Below are 18,513 nucleotides of genomic sequence, written 5' to 3' on the forward strand. Positions count from 1 at the left end.
TATGCGAGGCCTTTCATGGCGTCGGGATTTTTATCAATTGTCCAAAAAATCATCCGCAAGGGTAATCTGAAGCTCACGCTGGCCAATGGCGAGACACATGCGATTGGCGATGGCACCGGGGATCTGGTCGTCGTCCGGGTTGCCGACGAGGAGGCGGAGAAGCTTATCCGCCGCGACCCCACCCTCAAGCTCGGCGAAATGTACATGGACGGCCGGTTCATTCTTGAACAGGGCAACATCTACGACTTCCTTTCGATGGTGAAGCAGAACACCACCAACGAAATTTTCGATATTCCGATGGCCGCACTTCTGGTCGGCCGCATCGCACTGCAGCAGCTGAAGAGCCGGCTGCCGGTCAATCACAACAAGCGCAATGTCGCTCATCATTACGACCTGTCGGAAAAGCTCTTCGAACTCTTCCTTGATGAGGACTGGCAATATTCCTGCGCCTATTTCGACCCGCCGGGCATCAGCCTGGAGGAAGCACAAGTCGCCAAGAAGCGCCATATCGCAGCCAAGCTTCTGCTGGAGCCCAACCAGCGTGTTCTGGAAATCGGCTCCGGCTGGGGCGGCATGGGGATGTATCTGGCGGAATCGACAAAGGGCGTTGACGTCACCGGCATCACGCTCAGCGAAGAGCAACTGAAGTTCTCGCGCGAGCGCGCCCAAAAGCGCAGTCTCGCCGATCGCGTCCGCTTCGAGTTGCAGGATTACCGCACGATGACGGGCATGAAGTTCGACCGCATCGTCTCGGTCGGCATGTTCGAGCATGTCGGCATCGGCAATTTCAACAAATACTTCCGCAAGGTGCATGAACTTCTCGCCGACGACGGCGTCATGCTCCTTCACTCCATCGCCCGGCCGAAGCCGAGCTTTGCGACAAATGCTTTCATCGAGAAATACATTTTCCCACAGGGCTACATCCCGTCGATCGGCGAGACGGTGCCTGCAATCGAGAAGGCCGGGCTGCTGATCCGGGACATCGAGGTCCTGCCGTTGCATTATGCCTATACGCTCCGCCATTGGCGCGAGCGCTTCATGGCGCGCAAGGCGGAAGCCGTCGCTCTTTACGACGAGCGCTTCTTCCGGATGTGGGAATTCTATCTCGCCGGCTCCGAAATAGGCTTCCGCTGGGACGAACTCTTCGTCATGCAGATCCAGGTTTCCAAGAACCAGTATTCGACACCGGACAACCGCAATTACATTGCCGAGAACGAGGCGAAGCTGAAGGAATTCGAGGCCACGCGGCCTCCCTTGGAAAAGGTTGTCTTCTGATATCGCGGCGCGGCTTCGGCCGCGTTTTTCTACAAGGAAAGGCGTGCAGATGAACAGTGCATTTCCCGAAATCCATCTTGTCCGCCACGGCGAAACAGAATGGAGCCTCTCCGGAAAACATACCGGCAGGACTGACATTCCGCTGACCCCGAATGGCGAGACGGCCGCCCGCAAACTCGCGGATCGCCTGAAGGGACTGATTGTCTCGGCCGTCTGGTCGAGCCCTTCTCAAAGGGCGACGAACACCTGCGCCCTTGCCAATTTCGGCGCAGATGCCGTGATCAAGCCCGATCTCGCCGAATGGGATTATGGTGCCTATGAGGGCATCACGACGAAGGAAATCCTCGCGGCCCGCCCCGGCTGGCAGCTCTTCCGCGACGGCTGCCCGGACGGAGAAATGGCCGCAGATGTCGGCGCAAGGGCGGACCGTATCGTCCGCGAGCTTCGCCAAGCCGGCGCGTCGATCCTGATCTTCTCCAGCTCCCACTTCCTGCGCGTGCTCGCTGCCCGCTGGCTCGGCCTGCCGCCGGAAGACGGCTCGCGCTTCGTCCTCGATACTGCAAGCATCAGCATCTTAGGCTATGAGCACGACCTGACGGAGCCGGTGATCCGGCGCTGGAACCAGCGGTAAGGATCTGTTGCGCTTTCGCGCGGCGCGATGAACGATTGAATGTAAAGCTTGTTTCGAGTTCAAGCTTCGGAGCTGCCTATGCGAACACGTCTCGACGATTTCATCAGCAGGATTTCCGCACAGAGGGATATTCTCGATCACATCGCGGCAAGGCAGGCGAGCCTGCCCGGTGGACCGATCCTGGAAATCGGCCTCGGCAATGGCAGGACCTACAGCCATTTGCGGGTGCGCTTCCCGGATCGGCATATCATCGCATTCGACCGCGAAAACGGCGCGCATGGAAGCTGCCGGCCCGATGACGGCGATGTCGTCATCGGCGACATCAGGGAGACTTGCCTGAGTTATGCCGGCACTAGGGCAGCCGTCGTTCATGCCGACATCGGAACCGGTTATCGGGAGCAGGATGCAATCATCCGCGAGTGGTTGCCCTCTCGCGTGGTCGCCGTGCTGGCCCTTGGGGGATTTGTAGCAAGCGGCCTGGAATTGAAGCATTCCGAACTGGAGGAAATGCCGCTACCTGCGTCTGTCGAGAAGGGCCGTTATTTTCTCTATCGGCGAAGATGAACGCGGAGGCAGGCCACGCTGCTATTGACCCGCGCCTTCGCCCGTCGCTAGATGGCCGCATGCAACAGATTGGCGGCTTGAACGGGCGCGTTGCCGATGCGCCTTCGGACAATTGGGTTTACCGGGTTTTGCCCTCATGGCTCTGGCCCTATGCGCAGCTGGCGCGCTGGGACAGGCCGATCGGCTGGCAACTCCTGATGTGGCCCTGCTTCTGGTCGGTGGCGCTTGCCGCAAATGTGGCCGCGGGACAAGGCCTGTTTTCCGGCTCGCAGACGCTGTTTCACCTGGTTCTCTACTTCATCGGCGCCGTCGCCATGCGCGGGGCAGGCTGCACCTACAACGATCTGGTCGATCACAGGATCGACATGGAGGTCGCACGCACCCGCTCGCGGCCCCTGCCTTCGGGGCGCGTCACGCGCACCCAGGCAAAGATATTCATGGTGCTTCAGGCGCTTGCCGGTCTGCTGGTGCTTGCGCAGTTCAACTGGTTTGCAGTCATTCTCGGCGTGCTCTCGCTCGCCATCGTTGCGCTCTACCCGTTTGCCAAGCGCTTCACAGACTGGCCGCAGTTTTTCCTCGGCCTTGCCTTTTCCTGGGGCGCACTGATGGGTTGGGCTGGCATATTCGGCGGCCTGTCTTTCGCTGCGATTGCGCTCTACCTTTCTTCCGTCGCCTGGACGATCGGCTACGACACGATTTATGCGCATCAGGACAAGGAAGACGACGAATTGATCGGCGTGCGTTCCACCGCCCGGCTTTTCGGCGATCGGACGCGGCAGTGGCTGATCGGTCTTTATGGCGCAACACTGGTCCTGATGCTGCTCGCCTTTGTTTTGGCCGGCGTCGGTTTCGCGGCTTATCTCGGGCTGCTGATTGCCACTGGCATGTTCGCCTGGCAGATCGCCAGGCTCGACATCAACGACGCGACGCAATGCCTGGCGCTTTTCAAGTCGAATAACCGTGTCGGGCTGATCATCTTTGCGGGACTGTTCGTCTCGCTGCTCTTTGGGCTTCCCTGATTGAAACGAAAAACCCGGCGCTAGGCCGGGTTTCAGATTGGGTCACTCGCCGAATTCTTAATTGCGGGCGATAATTTCCTTGCCTTCGATCTTCATTGTCACGCCGAGCTTGCCGGTCGTGCGGCGCACGAGGAAGCGCGGACGGCGATTGGCGAAATAGGAATGGCGCCGGCGCGGTTTCATGTGGCTGGTACGCAAATCGCCGAGGTGCTCCTCGAGCGGGCGTGCAATGCCGTCGGCCTCCACCATCAGCATCGGAATGCGGAATGCCTCCGACCAGCCCCGCCAATCGGCCGCGATATCGGACAGATCGTGGGCGACAAGCAGCGGAATGCAGAGATCCGGATCTTCGTGGTGCAATTCCAGCGTTACGGTCACTTCCCCGTTGCCGTGGTCGATCGCCCGGGCTGCAACGCCTTTGAAGGCGCGCTTCGGCAGGGCAACGGAAAGTGGCAGGCCGCTGGAGGGAAGGGTCTTGCGGAGGACGGCGCCGCGTTCATCGATCGTTATGCTGACGTCACTTGTGGAGTCGTGGATGGCGTAGCTGACCTGCTGGGGAAAGCGCGACGGATCGAGACGCAGTGTCGTTCCAGCCCAAGCGGGCTTCATAACGGTGTTGTTCATGTTCATTTCTACCCTTGTCTTACCTGAGAGCCGGTTTCCGGTCTTCTCCTCGGGGCTTTTTCGCCCTCTACGCCTCGACAATAGGCGGGGCCTCTTCCGGACCACTTAAAATTTGCGGTTAAGAAAACTTTGCCTTCCCCGATGGTTATCAAAAACCAATGTGGCAGGGTTTCCGGACCATGAACGGACCGGCGAGGATGGCTGCGCCAAAGCGGGACGGCGTCAGGTAAGTCTCGGGTAAGCTTTGCGTGGCAAAATGCGCGCAGAATCCTGCATTATTCTCTTAGGTTGTTTAAGGGCGCATTCATGATTTCCGCCTCCGTTGCCTACGCGATCATAAGTCGCGACCCGAAGACGAGTCTTGATCGCATTGCCTCGCAGGCGACGGTCAAAAGGGACGCCGAATACTACGCCGAGAATATCAACAAGGTGAAGGACGTCGACGACTTCCTCGGCAACTACAAGCTCTACAGCTACGCGATGAAGGCCTATGGCCTCGACGACATGACCTATGCCAAGGCCTTCATGAAGAAGGTGCTGGAAAGCGACCTGACCGACCCCGACAGTTTCGCCAACAAGCTTTCGGACCAGCGCTACAAGCAGTTCGCGGCGGCGTTCAATTTTAATGCGCCCAAGCCCGATGCGCAGACGGATGCGCAGGAAGACGACCTGATCGACAGGTACAGCGCATCCTTCACCGATCAGGAAAAGCAGGCGATCAAGGACACCGACTATTACAGCGCGGAGATCGCTGACGTGCAAACAGTCGATGATCTCGTCAGTAATACGCGGCTGCGCACCTATGTGCTGAAGACGTTCGGCATCGATACGACCTACGCGTCCAAGCAGTTTCTGCGGGATGTGCTGACCAGCGATCTCAACGATCCGAACAGCGTGGTGAACCTTCAGGGCGGTGAGAAGTACCAGGCGCTCGCGGCGCAGTTCAATTTCAATGCAGACGGCACCGTGAATGGCTCGGCCCAGACCGCGACCCAGAAAAACACGGTCATGGAGCAGTACAATCTGAATTCGTCGACCGTCATTGTCGACAACGACGTGTTTCCGGATATCGTCTATACGACGAAGGCCGCTGCCGACTACAACAAGGCCTATTACGAATCCAAGATCAAGACGATCACCAATGTTGACAGCCTCATCGCCGATGAGCGCCTGACGGACTACATCAAGGCCGCTTACAGTCTTGGCCCGAGCAGCTTCGGCACGGACCTGAGCGACACGGCCTTGAGGCAAATCCTTGTCGATCCGGCCTATGCCAATACGATGGGTGCCACGGCCGTCCATCAGGCCTTCAGCTTTGAGGCTGATGGAAGCGTCCTCGCGCCTGACGGCCCGCAATCGGATTCCCTGATCCAGGCAACTTCCGTAAACTACATGGCCCGTTACGACGACGAGGCGAAAGCGGCCATCGAGGAAATCGTCGCCAACTACAAGACACGCATGTCCGATACCAGGACGCTGGACAATTTCTCCGACGTCGACAGCATCAACGATTTCCTGAAGACCAACAAGACCGGCGATCTAGACAAGACGAACGACGATCTGCCCGACCTCTATCAGGTTGCGCTTCAGGCCTACGGCTTGACGGAAGAGGAACTGTCGAAATCCGTCATGCGCAGGCTGCTGGCAAGTGATCCTTACGACCCCGAGGGCTATGTCGCGTCCTTCAAGGACGACCGCATCACCCAATTGGCGAGAGCCTTCAATTTCGATGGCGAAGGTAACGCGTCGATCCAGCTGCAGCCACTGTCGCCCGCCGCGATGGCCAAATATGCGACGAACTATAAGTCGCATGTCACAATGCTGATGAAGGACGGTCCCCTGAAGGAGAAGGCATCCAAAGATGCGACCGAGGAAGTCGACTATTTCGCCAAGACCATGGAATCGGTGCAATCTCTCGATGATTTCCTGGAGGACGACCGGTTGACCGGTCTGATTCTCAAGTCTGTCGGTCTCGATCCGAAGGACTACGACGAAGAGACGCTGCGCAAGATTTTCACATCCGATCCCGACGATGCAAACAGTTATCTGAACACCAAGGCGGACTCGAAGTTCAAGAACCTCGTCGCCGACTTCAACTTCGACACGGCCGGCAATCTCACGCGCGCCAAGCTGGGCATCGTCCAGGATCAGGGTGCACTCGATCGCACGCAGGATGCCTATCTGCAGCAGACCCTCGAGACGCAGGAAGGCGAGACGAACGATGGCACGCGCTTGGCGCTTTACTTCGCCCGCAAGGCGCCGGATATCACCTCGCTCTACTCCATCCTCGGCGACAAGGCGCTCTTCCAGGTCATCACCACCGCCTACAACCTGCCGAGCCAGATCTCCAGCATGGATGTCGAGAAGCAGGTTGCGCTTCTCGAAAAGTTTGTGGACCTGAAGGATCTTGGCGACTCGAAGAAGGTCGACAAGTTGGTGAAGCGGTTCACGGCGATGTACGACATTCAGAACGTCACGACCCAATCGCCGGCGCTGCAGATTCTGACCGGTGGCGGTTAAGCCGCCACGTTCTTACGCCACGCTGACCACTTTCCCCGGGTTCATGATGTTCGCCGGATCAAAGGCACGCTTGATGCGGCGCATCAGGTCGATCTCTATGGCGGGGCGGATCGCGGCGAGCTCGTCGCGCTTGAGCTGACCAATGCCGTGCTCTGCCGAGATCGAGCCGCTGTGTGCCAGAACGATGCCGTGCACAATCTCGTTGATCTCATGCCAGCGGGCGATGAAGGCGTCCTTGTCGGCGCCGACCGGCTGGGAAATGTTATAATGGATATTGCCGTCGCCCATGTGGCCGAAGGCGCATATGCGGGCGCCGGGCATTGCCGCCATCACGGCCTCGCCGGCCTCGTGCATGAAATGGGGGATCTTCGAGACCGGCACAGAAACATCGTGCTTGATCGAACCGCCTTCGGGCTTTTGGGCCTCCGACATGCTCTCGCGCATATGCCACAGCGCCTTCTGCTGCGCGACGGATGAGGCAATCGCCGCGTCCTGCACCAGCCCCGCCTCAAAACCCTGTTCGAGCAGCGCATTCATCATCCGCTCGGCGGTTTCCGCCGAATCCGAGGTCGAGATGTCGATCAGCACATACCACGGGTAAGCCGATTCCAGCGGATCGCGCACGCCCTCGATATGTTTGGCGGTGATCTCGACACCGAACCGCGGCATCAGCTCGAAGCCGGTCAGCGAGGTGCCGCAGAGGCTGCTCGCTAGATTGAACAGGGCAAGCGCCTCCTCCACGGAGTTGAGTCCTGCAAAGGCGACCTGATGGCCGAGCGGCTGCGGGTAAAGCTTGAGGACGGCACCGGTGATGATGCCGAGCGTGCCTTCGGCGCCAATGAAGAGATCGCGAAGGTCGTAGCCCGTATTGTCCTTCTTCAGGCGGCGAAGGCCGTCCCAGATTTCGCCGGTCGGCAGCACGACTTCGAGGCCAAGGCAAAGCTGGCGCATGTTGCCATAGGCCAGCACCGCCGTTCCGCCGGCATTCGTCGAGAGGTTGCCGCCGATCCGGCAGGAGCCTTCGGCGCCGAGCGAGAGCGGGAAAAGTTTGCCATGCGCCTCGGCCGCCTTCTGCACCTCGGCGAGGATTGCGCCGCCGTCGGCAACCAGCACGTTCGCCACCGGATCGACGTCGCGGATCCTGTTCATCCGCTCGAGCGAGACGATGATGTCCGACTTGCCCTCGCGCGGCGTCTGGCCGCCGACGAGGCCGGTATTGCCCGTCTGCGGTACGACCGCAGTGCCGGTTTCCGTCGCAAGCTTCAGGATGGCCGAAACCTCCTCGACATTCGCGGGCTTGAGCAGGAGAGGGGAAGAGCCGTGGTAGAGGCCTCGGTTCTCAATCAGGTGCGGGGCAAGCTCGGCCTCGCTGCGCAGCGCGTATTTCTCGCCGACGATTGCGGCGAAGCGGTCGAGAAGTTCGGGCGAGACGCTGGCGCTCATCGAGCTCATTCCTTCCTTGTTATTCGCGCGGCGCGGCGGCACGCCGCAAACGGTCGTTGATCGCTTCGCCAAGACCCTCGTCCGGTATCGGCGAAAAGGCGATCGTCGCTGCGCCGCTGGCATCGGCCTTCTTCATGTAGTCGAAAAGATTGGCAGCCGCCTCCGCCAGATCGCCACAGGGGCTGAGGTTGAGCACGATGGCGGCATCGCTCGCACCCGCGACATCGGCCGCGCCGAAGGCAATCAAGGCCTCGTCGCTTCTAACAGCCCCGGCATCGAGACGGACATTGGCACCGGGCGCATAATGCGAGGCGAGCATGCCGGGAGCCTCGATTGCTGCGGATGCCTTGCCGGCACGCCGCAGCCGCTTGCCGGCGACGCGCTCGATCTCGGAAGCGGGAAGCCCACCAGGCCGCAGCAGTTTCAGTTCGCCGTCCTCGACCTTGACGATAGTGGATTCGACGCCGACGGTGCTGGCGCCTGCATCGACGATGAGCCGGATCTTGCCGCCGAGATCGGCGTCGACATGCGCTGCGCTGGTGGCGCTGATCCTGCCCGATGTGTTGGCGCTCGGTGCGGCGAGCGGTTTGCCGAAGGCGCGGATCAGCTCGCCCGCAAACCCCTTCGGCACGCGGATACCAACCGTATCCAGACCGGCAGTTGCCAGCGCATGGATCCGGCTTTCCGCCTTCAAGGACAGGACGATCGTCAGCGGCCCTGGCCAGAAGGCTTGCGCCAATGCGCGCGAGACCGGATCGAACTCCGCATATTCTTCCGCCATCGCCAGATCGCTCATATGGCAGATCAGCGGATTGAAGCGGGGGCGGCCCTTGGTCTCGTAGATACGGGTTATCGCCGCCGCATTGGTGGCATCGGCAGCAAGGCCGTAGACGGTCTCAGTCGGGATGGCGACCGGAAAACCTTCCGAAAGCACGGCGGACGCCATTTGCAGCGCTTCATGTCGATGTTCTGCGATGTCGATTATGCGTGCCATGTGCCGCCCGTTGTTCCAGGCAGTCCCATAGGCCTTTGAAAGCTTGCGATCAATATCAGAGCTGGCGGATGATTTCGCGAAGCTGTTCGTTGCGGGCGCCAAGCAGAAGCACATTCCTGATCGCCACCTGCGGATCGTCGGTTCTGAAGAGCACGCCATTGCCGCGAATGGAGCGGTCGATCGTCATTTTCTCCGGCGTATGCTCGCCGGGCTTGATTGCGACGGCGAAATACATGCGGGAATACTTGATATCGATGTGATGGAAGAAATTGTCGTTGTCGCCGATGTCTGCGTAGAAATTGGCGATGTAGAAGGCCCAGCTGACCTCCTCGTAGCGGGCGAATATCGTCCGCGCCGCCGTGACATGGCAGTAGCCGAGATGCGGGCTGTCGGCGAGCGTCCGGTGGAACACCATCTTTGGGAAGTGGATCGTGCGGTGGAAGCCATTGATCTGCTGATGCGCCTTGATGCCTGCCGTGTGCAGTTTTCGGCCGGTTTGCTCGCTTACTTCGCGGTAGCTCAGGTAGCGGCGTTCTTCGGCGAGCCAGTGCGCACGATCGCGGGTGATCTTGCCGGTGCGGAGAAATTCGGAATGCGGCGCTGCAGGCTTCATGTCCTGCGGCCTGGCATCTCCTTTGGCGTCGAAATAGCGAAGTTTCGCCATGGCTCGCATTCCATCTGCTTTGTCCGATAAGGGAAACATAGGAGTTTATGCTTAATGGCCCGTTAAAGCGCCTCTCTTGCGCATGATGGCGGGAGCGTGTGGCGAAAGGGCGTCGCAGATGCGATAATGACGGCGAATGCAGGTGGATTGTGCTGTCAGGTTTGAGTTTGTCGGATGTCGCATTTGAAGGCTCTGGGGCGGAGGCGAAAATCGTGTTGCCTCGCCACGCTGTCGTCAATTTCGAAGCCGATGTCGCATTACAACCAAGCGGCAGTCATGGCCGGTGTTTAAATGACGCCATGATAGTTCTCCCGCATGGAGAAGAAGCGGGCGCTTCCATCCCGCCTTCGCGGCGGCAGCCTATGGCACGAGGATAAACAGATGGATATTCGCAGCAACGTTTTGCGGCAGCTCAAGAATCGGCGCGCAGGCTTCAGCCTTGAGCAGCCTTTCTATATCGACGAAGATTATTTCAAGCTCGATATGGAGATGATCTATTATCGCGACTGGCTGTTCATGGGCCATGATTGCGAACTGCCGAAGCCAGGCGCCTATTTCACGGCTCAGATCGGCCAGTATCCCGTAGTCATCGTACGTGGCCGCGACAACGTCATCCGTGCCTTTCACAACAGCTGCCGCCACCGCGGCTCGCGGGTCTGCACCAAGGAACACGGCTCGTCGGTCCGCCTCGTCTGTCCCTATCACCAGTGGGCTTATGACCTCGACGGCAAGCTCGCCTTCGCCCGCCACATGGGCGATGATTTCGACAAGAGCGGCTACAACCTGAAGCCCGTGCACTGCGAGAACTTTGCGGGCTACATCTTCATCTGCCTGGCAGAAAAGGCACCGGACTTCCAGCCGATCCGCGACATGGTCGGCCCCTATCTGCTTCCCCACCGTCTGAACGATGGCAAGATCGCCTTCCAGAGCACCATTATCGAAAAGGGCAACTGGAAGCTCGTTTGGGAAAACAACCGCGAGTGCTATCACTGCGCCGCCAACCATCCGGAACTCTGCCGCACCTATCCGGAAGCCCCGAGCGTCACCGGCACGGACGGTGGTGCCGACGACCCGGAAATCGCCGGTCACTGGGCGCGCTGCGAGGCGGCGGGCCTTCCGAGCAAGTTCCAGATCTCGCCGGACGGCCAGTTCCGCACCGCCCGCATGCCGCTGATCGAGGATGCCGAAAGCTACACCATGTCCGGCAAGAGTGCCGTCAAGCGCCCGCTTTCGGAGGATGTGAAGATCGACCGCATCGGAACCATGCTGCTCTTTCACTATCCGACGACCTGGAACCACCTGCTCGGCGACCACGCGATCTCGTTCCGCGTCCTGCCGCTCAGCGCCAACGAGACAGCCGTCACGACGAAGTGGATCGTCCACAAGGACGCCGTCGAAGGCGTGGACTACAATCTCGAGGAACTCACGCACGTCTGGACGGAAACCAACGATCAGGACCGCCGCATCGTCGAAGAGAATGCCTTCGGCATCCACTCGCCGGCCTACGAGCCAGGTCCCTACTCGATGCTCCATGAAGGCGGCGTCATGCAGTTCCTCGAATGGTATTCGAACTTCATGGTGAACCGCCTCCAGGGCGATCAGGCGAAGCTTTCCGACGTCGCCTGACTCTTCCCGTTCCAATTGCGGAAAATGAACCGGTTAATCCCCGGTTCATTTGCGTTCCGGTAGAAACTCAATCCATGCCGAACGGCGCGTGTTGGGAACATTTTCCGCACTCATACGTTTCAGGCGAGGCCAGATTCGCGCTTGGGGATTGGAGAATACAATGAATGTGCTCAGTAAGAAAATTGCCAGTGCCTTCTTTTCCGCCGCTGTTGTCCTGACGAGCTTCGTGCCGTCCCAGGCCATTCAGATGCCGGCAGCACCGCAGATGGAAAAATCCTCGGACGTGCAGAACGTTCAGTATCGCCGTTACTATCGCCCGGGCTATCGTCCCGGATACTATCCGGGTTACCGTCCCGCATATCGTTCTGGTTACTATGGCGGATATCGCGGCTATCGCTATTCGCGCCCTGGCTATCGTCACTATAACGGCTACTGGTATCCGCTGGCTGCTTTCGGCGCCGGCGCCATAATCGGTGGCGCGATCGCCTCGCAGCCGCGCTACGTTGCCCCGCCGGCCTACAGTGGCGGCGGCGGTCACGTCGCCTGGTGCGCAAACCGCTACCGTTCATATCGGGCTTACGACAATACGTTCCAGCCCTACAACGGCCCGCGTCAGCAATGCTATTCGCCTTACAACTGAGGCTTAATACAATTTTTGAACCGATCAGCCCGGCAACCACTGCCGGGCTGTTCGATATTGAATATAAATGCCGCCAGTTCACCTCGAAAGGACGGCACAATGGCGGCTGCTTTGCGCCAGGGAACGAACGCGCAACACCGCAAAGCCTTCGTCTCGACTCGATGCGGTCATTCTAGAGCTGGTTGGTCACCTCGACGAGGTTGCCGTCCGGATCCTTGAAGTAAACGGACAGGATTTACCCATCGCTCCGGCCCGCTCGCCCGGCCCGTCGACAATTTCTATGCCTTGGCGCCTGATCTGCAGGATGACCGAATCCAGCGGGTTGTGATCTTATGCTTCTGCGGGACGAAGTGCGAGCCGGCACCCAAAGTCTGCGCTATTTCGATATGCGTCCATGGCAGCAGTGCTTTGAACAGCGATTTTTCTTGTCAGAGAATATTGACCCGCTTGAGCAGCCACCAGGCAAGCAGCACCGAAGCGATAAGGAGCGCCACCGCGTATTCCGTACCGCCAGGTCCTTCGGCGAAGGGTAGATTAGCCGTATTCATGCCGAAGAAGCCGGTCACCAGCGTAGGCGGCAGCAGGAAGGCGGTCATGATCGAAAGAATGTAGAGGTGACGGTTGGTCTCGGAGGACTGCTTCGAGTCGATTTCCTCGTGCAGCAAGCGGGCGCGTTCCTGCAATGCATAGATATCGTGGTCGACCGATTCCAGCCTGCTCGTTAGCCGGCCGGCGATATCCTCGAAGCCGAAGGGCATTTCGTCCTCGTCGGAGGCCGAGGCCCGCCGCATGAGCGTCAACACGTTTCTAAGGTGTCGGTGGAGGCGTACGATTGTGCGGCGTGCCGGCGCCAGCCGCCGCCGCTCATCGCGCGAAACGTTGTCGTAGACGAAGTCTTCGATGAGGTTCAGCTCTTCGGTGAGCTCCATGACAACAGAAATCAGCGTGCGCTGAAACTCGATCACCAGCAGTTCGAAGAGGTCCACCGGCCGGGAGAATTTTGCCGGATTCTTTTCGATCATCGCGCGCGCCCGCTCGACACTGCGCAGCGGCTGCAGACGGGTGGTGATGATGAAGCGATCGGCGATGGCGAAATGCAGCCAGCCGAGATCGTTGGTATCCTGATCGAATTCACGCTGGCAATCGATGAGCGTGCCGTAGAGCATCTGCTCGTCCACGGTAAGCGCAGCATGCGTATCGCGCGTTGTGAGAGCCGTCTTGGCATCTTCGGAAAGGCCGTCCAGCGTCTCGAGCAGGGCAGGGACTCGTGCATCGGCGAGATTGAGATGCAGCCAGTAAAAGCCGTTGCCGGACACCAGTTCTGCCGGAAACGCGCTGTTGTGCAGGCGCACTGCCTTACCGCTTCCTGCCGGAAAACTGTAGGCCCAGACGAGGCCGGGTATATTGGCGGGCAATGTATCCATCGGTCTCGATCCTTTCGATGCGATCAGTCTGTTTAGAGATTCTCCATGACGGTTGTTTGTGCAAGTGTGAAGACCTGCGAGCGGCAAGATGTCGTCAATTCTGAAACGCCGAATTCGAAATTGACGTTTACGTAAAAATCAATTAGCTCTTCCACCGGAGGCTTGGAACCACGGTTCCGTTTGAGATGCGAGGAGATGATATGTACAAGGCGCCCGTCGAGGACATCGCGTTTACTCTGAGACATGTCGCAGGGCTGAGCGACGCGATCGATAAAAGCATGCTCGGTGAGCTCGGCGAGGATCTCGTCGATGCGATCCTGAACGAAGCCGGTCGTTTCGCGACGGAAGAAGTCGCCCCGCTGGCCGAGATCGGCGACAGGCAGGGCGCTCGTCTGGTTGACGGCGAAGTGAAGACCCCGGATGGCTGGGCGAAACTCTATCAGGACTGGATCGCAGGTGGCTGGAACGGACTGACGGGCCCCGAGGAATATGGCGGCCAGGGCCTGCCCAACATGCTGAACGTCGCCGCTCTTGAAATGTGGAATTCCGGCGCCACAGCCTTCGCGCTCTGCCCGACGCTGACGATGGGTGCGGTCGAGGCGCTGAGCGCCCACGGCAGCCCGGACCTTCAGCAGAAATACCTGGCGAAGCTCATCTCCGGCGAGTGGACTGCCACCATGAACCTCACCGAGCCGCATGCAGGGTCGGACGTCGGCGCGCTGAAGAGCCGGGCCGAGCGGCGCGATGACGGCACCTATCGCCTGTTCGGCCAGAAGATATTCATCACCTGGGGCGAGCACGACGCTACGGACAACATCATCCATCTCGTCCTCGCCCGCCTGCCTGATGCACCGGCCGGCACGCGCGGCATTTCGCTATTCCTCGTGCCGAAGTTCCTTGTCAACGACGATGGCTCGCTCGGTCGCCGCAACGACGTCTTTTGCCATTCGCTGGAACACAAGATGGGCATCCACGGATCGCCCACCTGCACGATGATTTATGGCGATGGCAGGTTCGGCGGCGAGAAGGGGGCGGTCGGCTGGCTCGTGGGCGAGGAGAACAAGGGTCTCAACTGCATGTTCACGATGATGAACAACGCCCGCCTGACGGTCGGCATGCAGGGTGTCGCGATCGCCGAAGCCGCGACGCAGAAGGCAATAGCCTATGCCATGGAGCGCACGCAGGGCAGGGCGCCCGGCTGGAGCGGTAGCGGCATGAGCCCAATCATCGAACATCCCGACGTTGCCCGCATGCTGCTGACGATGAAGGCGCTGACGCAAGGCTCCCGCGCCATTTCCTATGCCTGCGCCCACGCGATCGACATGTCGCATCGCGCCAGTGGAGACAAGCAGCATTGGCAGGAACGCGCTGCGCTTCTAACGCCGATCGCCAAGTCCTTCTCGACCGATGCGGGCGTCGACGTCGCCTCGCTCGGCATTCAGGTCCATGGCGGCATGGGCTTCATCGAGGAGACGGGCGCTGCCCGCTTCCTGCGCGACGCTCGGATCGCGCCGATCTACGAAGGTACCAACGGTATCCAGGCGATCGATCTCGTCAGCCGCAAGCTGCCGCTTTCGAACGGCGATCACGTGAAAGGCTTCCTCGCCGAACTTCGCGATATCGCCGATCAGGTGCGCAGTTCCAATCTCGATGGCTTTGGCGAAACGGCAGCGCGGCTTGATTCGGCCATCGCCGATCTCGAACAGGCAACCGGCTGGCTTTTGAAGGTGCAGGCAGATGGCAAGGTGGCCGAAGCCCTTTCGGGAGCGACGCCCTATCAGCGCCTCTTCGGGCTCGCCCTGACCGGCTCCTACCTCGCCAAAGGCGGGCTTGCCAGGGTCTCTGACGGCGCGAACGAAAGCCGCATTGCGCTTTGCCGCTTTGCCGCCGAAAATCTGTTGTCGGAAACCGCAGCCTTGAAGGATCGCGTCATCAACGGCGCAGATAGTCTCGCCGCCGCCCGCATTGCTCTTGCCTGAGGATCATCATGTCCGACCACATCATCGTCGAACAATCCGCTGCCCATCCCGGCGTACAGATCATTCGCTTCAACCGCCCGGAAAAGAAGAACGCGATCACCCGCGCCATGTATGTGCGGATGACTGAAGCGCTGAAGGCCGCGAATGAGGACATCGCCATCCGGGCGACGGTCTTCCTCGGCACGGAAGGCGCTTTTTCCGCAGGTAACGATATCGGCGACTTCCTTGCGGCGGCGATGGGTGGCTCCCTTGGCCCGGAGCTTCTCGATTTCCTCAATGCGCTCGTCAATGCCGAAAAGCCGCTGGTTTCCGGCGTCGATGGGCTGGCGATCGGCATCGGCACGACGATGCACATGCATTGCGATTTGACGGTCGCCTCCGACCGCAGCCAGTTTCGCACACCTTTCGTCGATCTGGCGCTCGTGCCGGAAGCTGCCTCCAGCTTGCTTGCGCCGCGCATCATGGGTCATCAGCGCGCCTTCGCCCTGCTTGCTGCAGGTGAAGCATTCTCCGCGCAGGAGGTAAAGGATGCCGGGCTGGTCTGGAAGGTTTGCTCCGCGCCGGACGTTGAGCCCCTAACCCTTGCGGCCGCCGCAAAACTCGCCGCCAAGCCGCCGGAAGCCTTGAAGATTGCTCGTGATCTCATCCGCGGCGACCGTGCCGAGATCATTGCGCGCATCGATGACGAGGCCCGGCATTTTGCCGCACAGTTGAAGAGCGCGGAAGCCCGTGCGGCTTTCGAGGCCTTCATGCGACGCTGATGCCGGGCACAGGATTTTTGCTAAATTTTAAGCCTGTTTTAATTAACCCCTAATAATCAGGGGGTGACGAGTTGATTCCATTCGGTCGTCCGGGCGCATGAGGCGCTTTGCGCATCCTTGTCTCCATGAGCCCTCTGCCCGTTCCGCGCTCCCGCCCCGCGTTCCTGCGCGCCGACGGGACGGCAGACGATCCGAAAGGAACGCATCTTGAAAAAGAAGACGAATTTGCTGACGCGCATCCTTGTCGCCGCGTCCGCCGTCGTTCTCGCGGCCTTTGTCGCCTTTTCCTCCTATATCAATTCGGTGCAGCGCAGCGTCACGACGGCCTCGATCGAAGCGAATATCCAGTCTTCCGGCGAGCAGGCTGCACGCAGCCTTGCCAACTGGATGAACGGTCGCGTTACGCTGACCGCGATGGTCGCGAACGCCTCCGCAAAGGCTGTCGATCGCGCCGGCGTTGTCAGCGTGCTGCAGAACGACGTCCTGACGAAGCAGTTCGTCAGTACCTATCTCGGCGACGAACAGGGCGTCTTCACGTCCTGGCCGGACCTGCCGCTCCCGGCGGACTACGATCCGCGCAAGCGCCCGTGGTATCAGGATGCTGTCAAGGCCGATGCGCCCGTCCTGACCGAGCCCTACACCGACGCCTCGAGCGGCGATCTCATCATCAGCGCTGCCGTTCCGGTCAAGCGCGACGGCAAGCTCGCCGGCGTGGTCGGCAGCGATTTCTCGCTCGATACCATGGTGAAGATGATCAAGGAGATCGATCTCGGCGGTCAGGGCATGGCTTTCCTGGTCAACAAGAGCGGCCAGATTCTCATCCATCCGGATGCCAAGCTTGTTACCAAGACGATTGCCGATGCCTTCCCGGACGCGACGCCGTCGATCGGTCCCGGCCTGGTCGAGAGCGAATTCGACGGCAAGCCGGTTCTCGTCAGCTTCCTGCCGGTTGACGGCCTGCCGACGGTCGAGTGGCATCTCGGCTTCGTCGTTGACGGCGACAAGGCCTTCGCGTCCCTGAACGAATTCCGCATTGCAGCGACCATCGCCACGCTTCTCGCCGTTGGCCTGATGATCGTCGCCATGGCTTGGCTGCTGCACGGTCTCGTCATCCGCCCGGTCACCGCCATGACGGCTGCGATGCAGAACCTGGCAGCCGGCAATCTCTCCGCCGCCATTCCCGGTGAGGAACGCCGCGATCAGATCGGCTCGATGGCCGAAGCGGTCGCCGTCTTCAAGAACAACGCAATCGACCGCGAGCGCCTGGAAGGAGAGGCCGAGACCAGCCGCGCACTGACCGAGCGCGAGCGTCAGGATCGCGAAGCGCAAAAAGCGCTGGAGGCGGCGGAAATCCGTACCGCCGTCGATGCGCTGGCGGGTGCGCTCGGAGCGCTTTCGGAGGGTAATCTCGCCCACCGCATCGAAACGCCGTTCGCCGTGCATCTCGACCGTCTCCGCAGCGACTACAACACGGCCGTCGGCAAGCTGCACGCCGCACTCCAGACCGTCGGCCGCAACGCGCATGCGATCGATGCCGGTGCGTCGGAGATCCGCACGGCTGCCGATGGTCTCGCCCGCCGCACGGAGCAGCAGGCAGCGTCAGTCGAAGAGACTGCCGCAGCACTCGAGGAGATCACGACCACCGTCAAGGACACCGCCCGCCGCGCCGAGGAAGCAGGCAATCTCGTCAACCGCACACGTGCCGGCGCCGAAGAATCCGGCGAGATCGTCCGCAAGGCGGTCGATGCGATGAACGGCATCGAGCAGTCGTCCGAGCAGATTTCGAACATCATCAGCGTCATCGACGATATCGCGTTCCAGACGAACCTTCTGGCGCTCAATGCCGGTGTCGAAGCCGCACGCGCCGGCGAGGCAGGCAAGGGCTTTGCCGTCGTCGCGCAGGAAGTTCGCGAACTGGCGCAGCGTTCCGCCAAGGCGGCCAAGGAGATCGAAAGCCTGATCACGGCCTCGAATTTCCAGGTTCGCTCCGGTGTGACGCTGGTCGGCGATACCGGCAAAGCACTGGAGGGGATCGTTCTAAAGGTGCAGGAAATCAGCCGCCATGTCGGCGCGATCGTCACGGCCACCCGTGAGCAATCGACCGGCCTCCACGAGATCAACATGGCCGTCAACACAATGGATCAGGGCACACAGCAGAACGCTGCCATGGTCGAAGAGCAGACAGCGGCAAGCCACGGCCTCGCAACCGAGGCCGCAAAGCTGATGCAGCTTCTGGCGCAGTTCAATCTACAATCCGGGGCGCACGCAATGACGGCTTCGGCTAGCCGCCGCGCCGCCTGATCCCTGCCGCTTCAAACCAAAAAATGCCCGCGTTGGTGCGGGCATTTT

The 18,513-nt window shown here is 60.3% G+C and carries 15 protein-coding genes; 10 read left to right on the forward strand and 5 right to left on the reverse strand.

Annotated features, from left to right (window positions below):
* Positions 1-15: 15 nt before the first annotated feature.
* The 4 genes from ISN39_RS02885 (at position 16) to ubiA (ending at position 3,489) form a co-directional block, all read left to right on the forward strand.
* The gene (locus ISN39_RS02885) at positions 16-1,275 is read left to right on the forward strand and encodes a cyclopropane-fatty-acyl-phospholipid synthase family protein (protein ID WP_194729115.1); all 1,260 of its coding nucleotides are present in this window, start codon (positions 16-18) and stop codon (positions 1,273-1,275) included.
* Between the two features lie 49 nt (positions 1,276-1,324).
* Positions 1,325-1,906, forward strand: coding sequence for a histidine phosphatase family protein (locus tag ISN39_RS02890; RefSeq protein ID WP_194729116.1), 582 nt, complete (start codon positions 1,325-1,327; stop codon positions 1,904-1,906).
* Between the two features lie 78 nt (positions 1,907-1,984).
* Positions 1,985-2,470 carry a class I SAM-dependent methyltransferase gene (locus tag ISN39_RS02895; protein ID WP_194729117.1) on the forward strand — a complete coding sequence of 162 codons (486 nt, stop codon included), beginning with the start codon at positions 1,985-1,987 and terminating at the stop codon, positions 2,468-2,470.
* Positions 2,471-2,529: 59 nt separating this feature from the next.
* On the forward strand, positions 2,530-3,489 hold the full coding sequence (ubiA, locus tag ISN39_RS02900) for a 4-hydroxybenzoate octaprenyltransferase (protein ID WP_194729118.1): 960 nt from the start codon (positions 2,530-2,532) through the stop codon (positions 3,487-3,489).
* A gap of 57 nt (positions 3,490-3,546) precedes the next feature.
* Here ubiA and ISN39_RS02905 read toward each other — a convergent pair whose 3' ends face one another.
* A complete protein-coding gene (locus ISN39_RS02905) occupies positions 3,547-4,113 on the reverse strand; it encodes a DUF6101 family protein (protein WP_039846650.1) in 567 nt (188 codons plus the stop codon).
* 306 nt (positions 4,114-4,419) lie between these two features.
* On the opposite strand from ISN39_RS02905, the gene ISN39_RS02910 reads away from it, so the two are divergent.
* Positions 4,420-6,633 carry a DUF1217 domain-containing protein gene (locus ISN39_RS02910; protein ID WP_194729119.1) on the forward strand — a complete coding sequence of 738 codons (2,214 nt, stop codon included), beginning with the start codon at positions 4,420-4,422 and terminating at the stop codon, positions 6,631-6,633.
* 12 nt (positions 6,634-6,645) lie between these two features.
* On the opposite strand, the gene ISN39_RS02915 is transcribed toward ISN39_RS02910, so the two are convergent.
* Genes ISN39_RS02915 through ISN39_RS02925 form a run of 3 tightly spaced genes read right to left on the reverse strand, consistent with a single transcriptional unit; the run spans position 6,646 to position 9,734 of the window.
* Positions 6,646-8,076 (reverse strand): FAD-binding oxidoreductase, encoded by a 1,431-nt coding sequence (locus ISN39_RS02915; protein ID WP_194729120.1) that lies wholly within the window; start codon positions 8,074-8,076, stop codon positions 6,646-6,648.
* 19 nt (positions 8,077-8,095) lie between these two features.
* Positions 8,096-9,070 carry an L-threonylcarbamoyladenylate synthase gene (locus ISN39_RS02920; RefSeq protein ID WP_194729121.1) on the reverse strand — a complete coding sequence of 325 codons (975 nt, stop codon included), beginning with the start codon at positions 9,068-9,070 and terminating at the stop codon, positions 8,096-8,098.
* A 55-nt stretch (positions 9,071-9,125) separates the two neighbouring features.
* Positions 9,126-9,734, reverse strand: a complete 609-nt coding sequence (locus tag ISN39_RS02925) for a DUF6656 family protein (protein WP_194729122.1) — start codon at positions 9,732-9,734, stop codon at positions 9,126-9,128.
* A 381-nt stretch (positions 9,735-10,115) separates the two neighbouring features.
* On the opposite strand from ISN39_RS02925, the gene ISN39_RS02930 reads away from it, so the two are divergent.
* Both ISN39_RS02930 and ISN39_RS02935 read left to right on the forward strand, forming a co-directional pair.
* Positions 10,116-11,360, forward strand: coding sequence for an aromatic ring-hydroxylating dioxygenase subunit alpha (locus tag ISN39_RS02930; RefSeq protein ID WP_194729123.1), 1,245 nt, complete (start codon positions 10,116-10,118; stop codon positions 11,358-11,360).
* 160 nt (positions 11,361-11,520) lie between these two features.
* On the forward strand, positions 11,521-12,000 hold the full coding sequence (locus tag ISN39_RS02935) for a BA14K family protein (protein WP_194729124.1): 480 nt from the start codon (positions 11,521-11,523) through the stop codon (positions 11,998-12,000).
* A gap of 428 nt (positions 12,001-12,428) precedes the next feature.
* Here ISN39_RS02935 and ISN39_RS02940 read toward each other — a convergent pair whose 3' ends face one another.
* Entirely contained in the window at positions 12,429-13,424 is a 996-nt protein-coding gene (locus ISN39_RS02940; protein WP_039844162.1) for a transporter, read from the reverse strand.
* A gap of 200 nt (positions 13,425-13,624) precedes the next feature.
* On the opposite strand from ISN39_RS02940, the gene ISN39_RS02945 reads away from it, so the two are divergent.
* The 3 genes from ISN39_RS02945 (at position 13,625) to ISN39_RS02955 (ending at position 18,465) form a co-directional block, all read left to right on the forward strand.
* On the forward strand, positions 13,625-15,403 hold the full coding sequence (locus ISN39_RS02945) for an acyl-CoA dehydrogenase (RefSeq protein ID WP_194729125.1): 1,779 nt from the start codon (positions 13,625-13,627) through the stop codon (positions 15,401-15,403).
* Positions 15,404-15,411: 8 nt separating this feature from the next.
* Complete coding sequence (locus tag ISN39_RS02950; RefSeq protein WP_074066873.1) at positions 15,412-16,164, forward strand: crotonase/enoyl-CoA hydratase family protein; 753 nt, start codon at positions 15,412-15,414, stop codon at positions 16,162-16,164.
* Positions 16,165-16,371: 207 nt separating this feature from the next.
* Positions 16,372-18,465, forward strand: a complete 2,094-nt coding sequence (locus ISN39_RS02955; protein WP_194729126.1) for a methyl-accepting chemotaxis protein — start codon at positions 16,372-16,374, stop codon at positions 18,463-18,465.
* The last annotated feature ends 48 nt before the right edge of the window (positions 18,466-18,513 follow it).

It is taken from the genome of Rhizobium sp. 007, from assembly GCF_015353075.1.
Classification (GTDB): Bacteria; Pseudomonadota; Alphaproteobacteria; order Rhizobiales; family Rhizobiaceae; genus Rhizobium.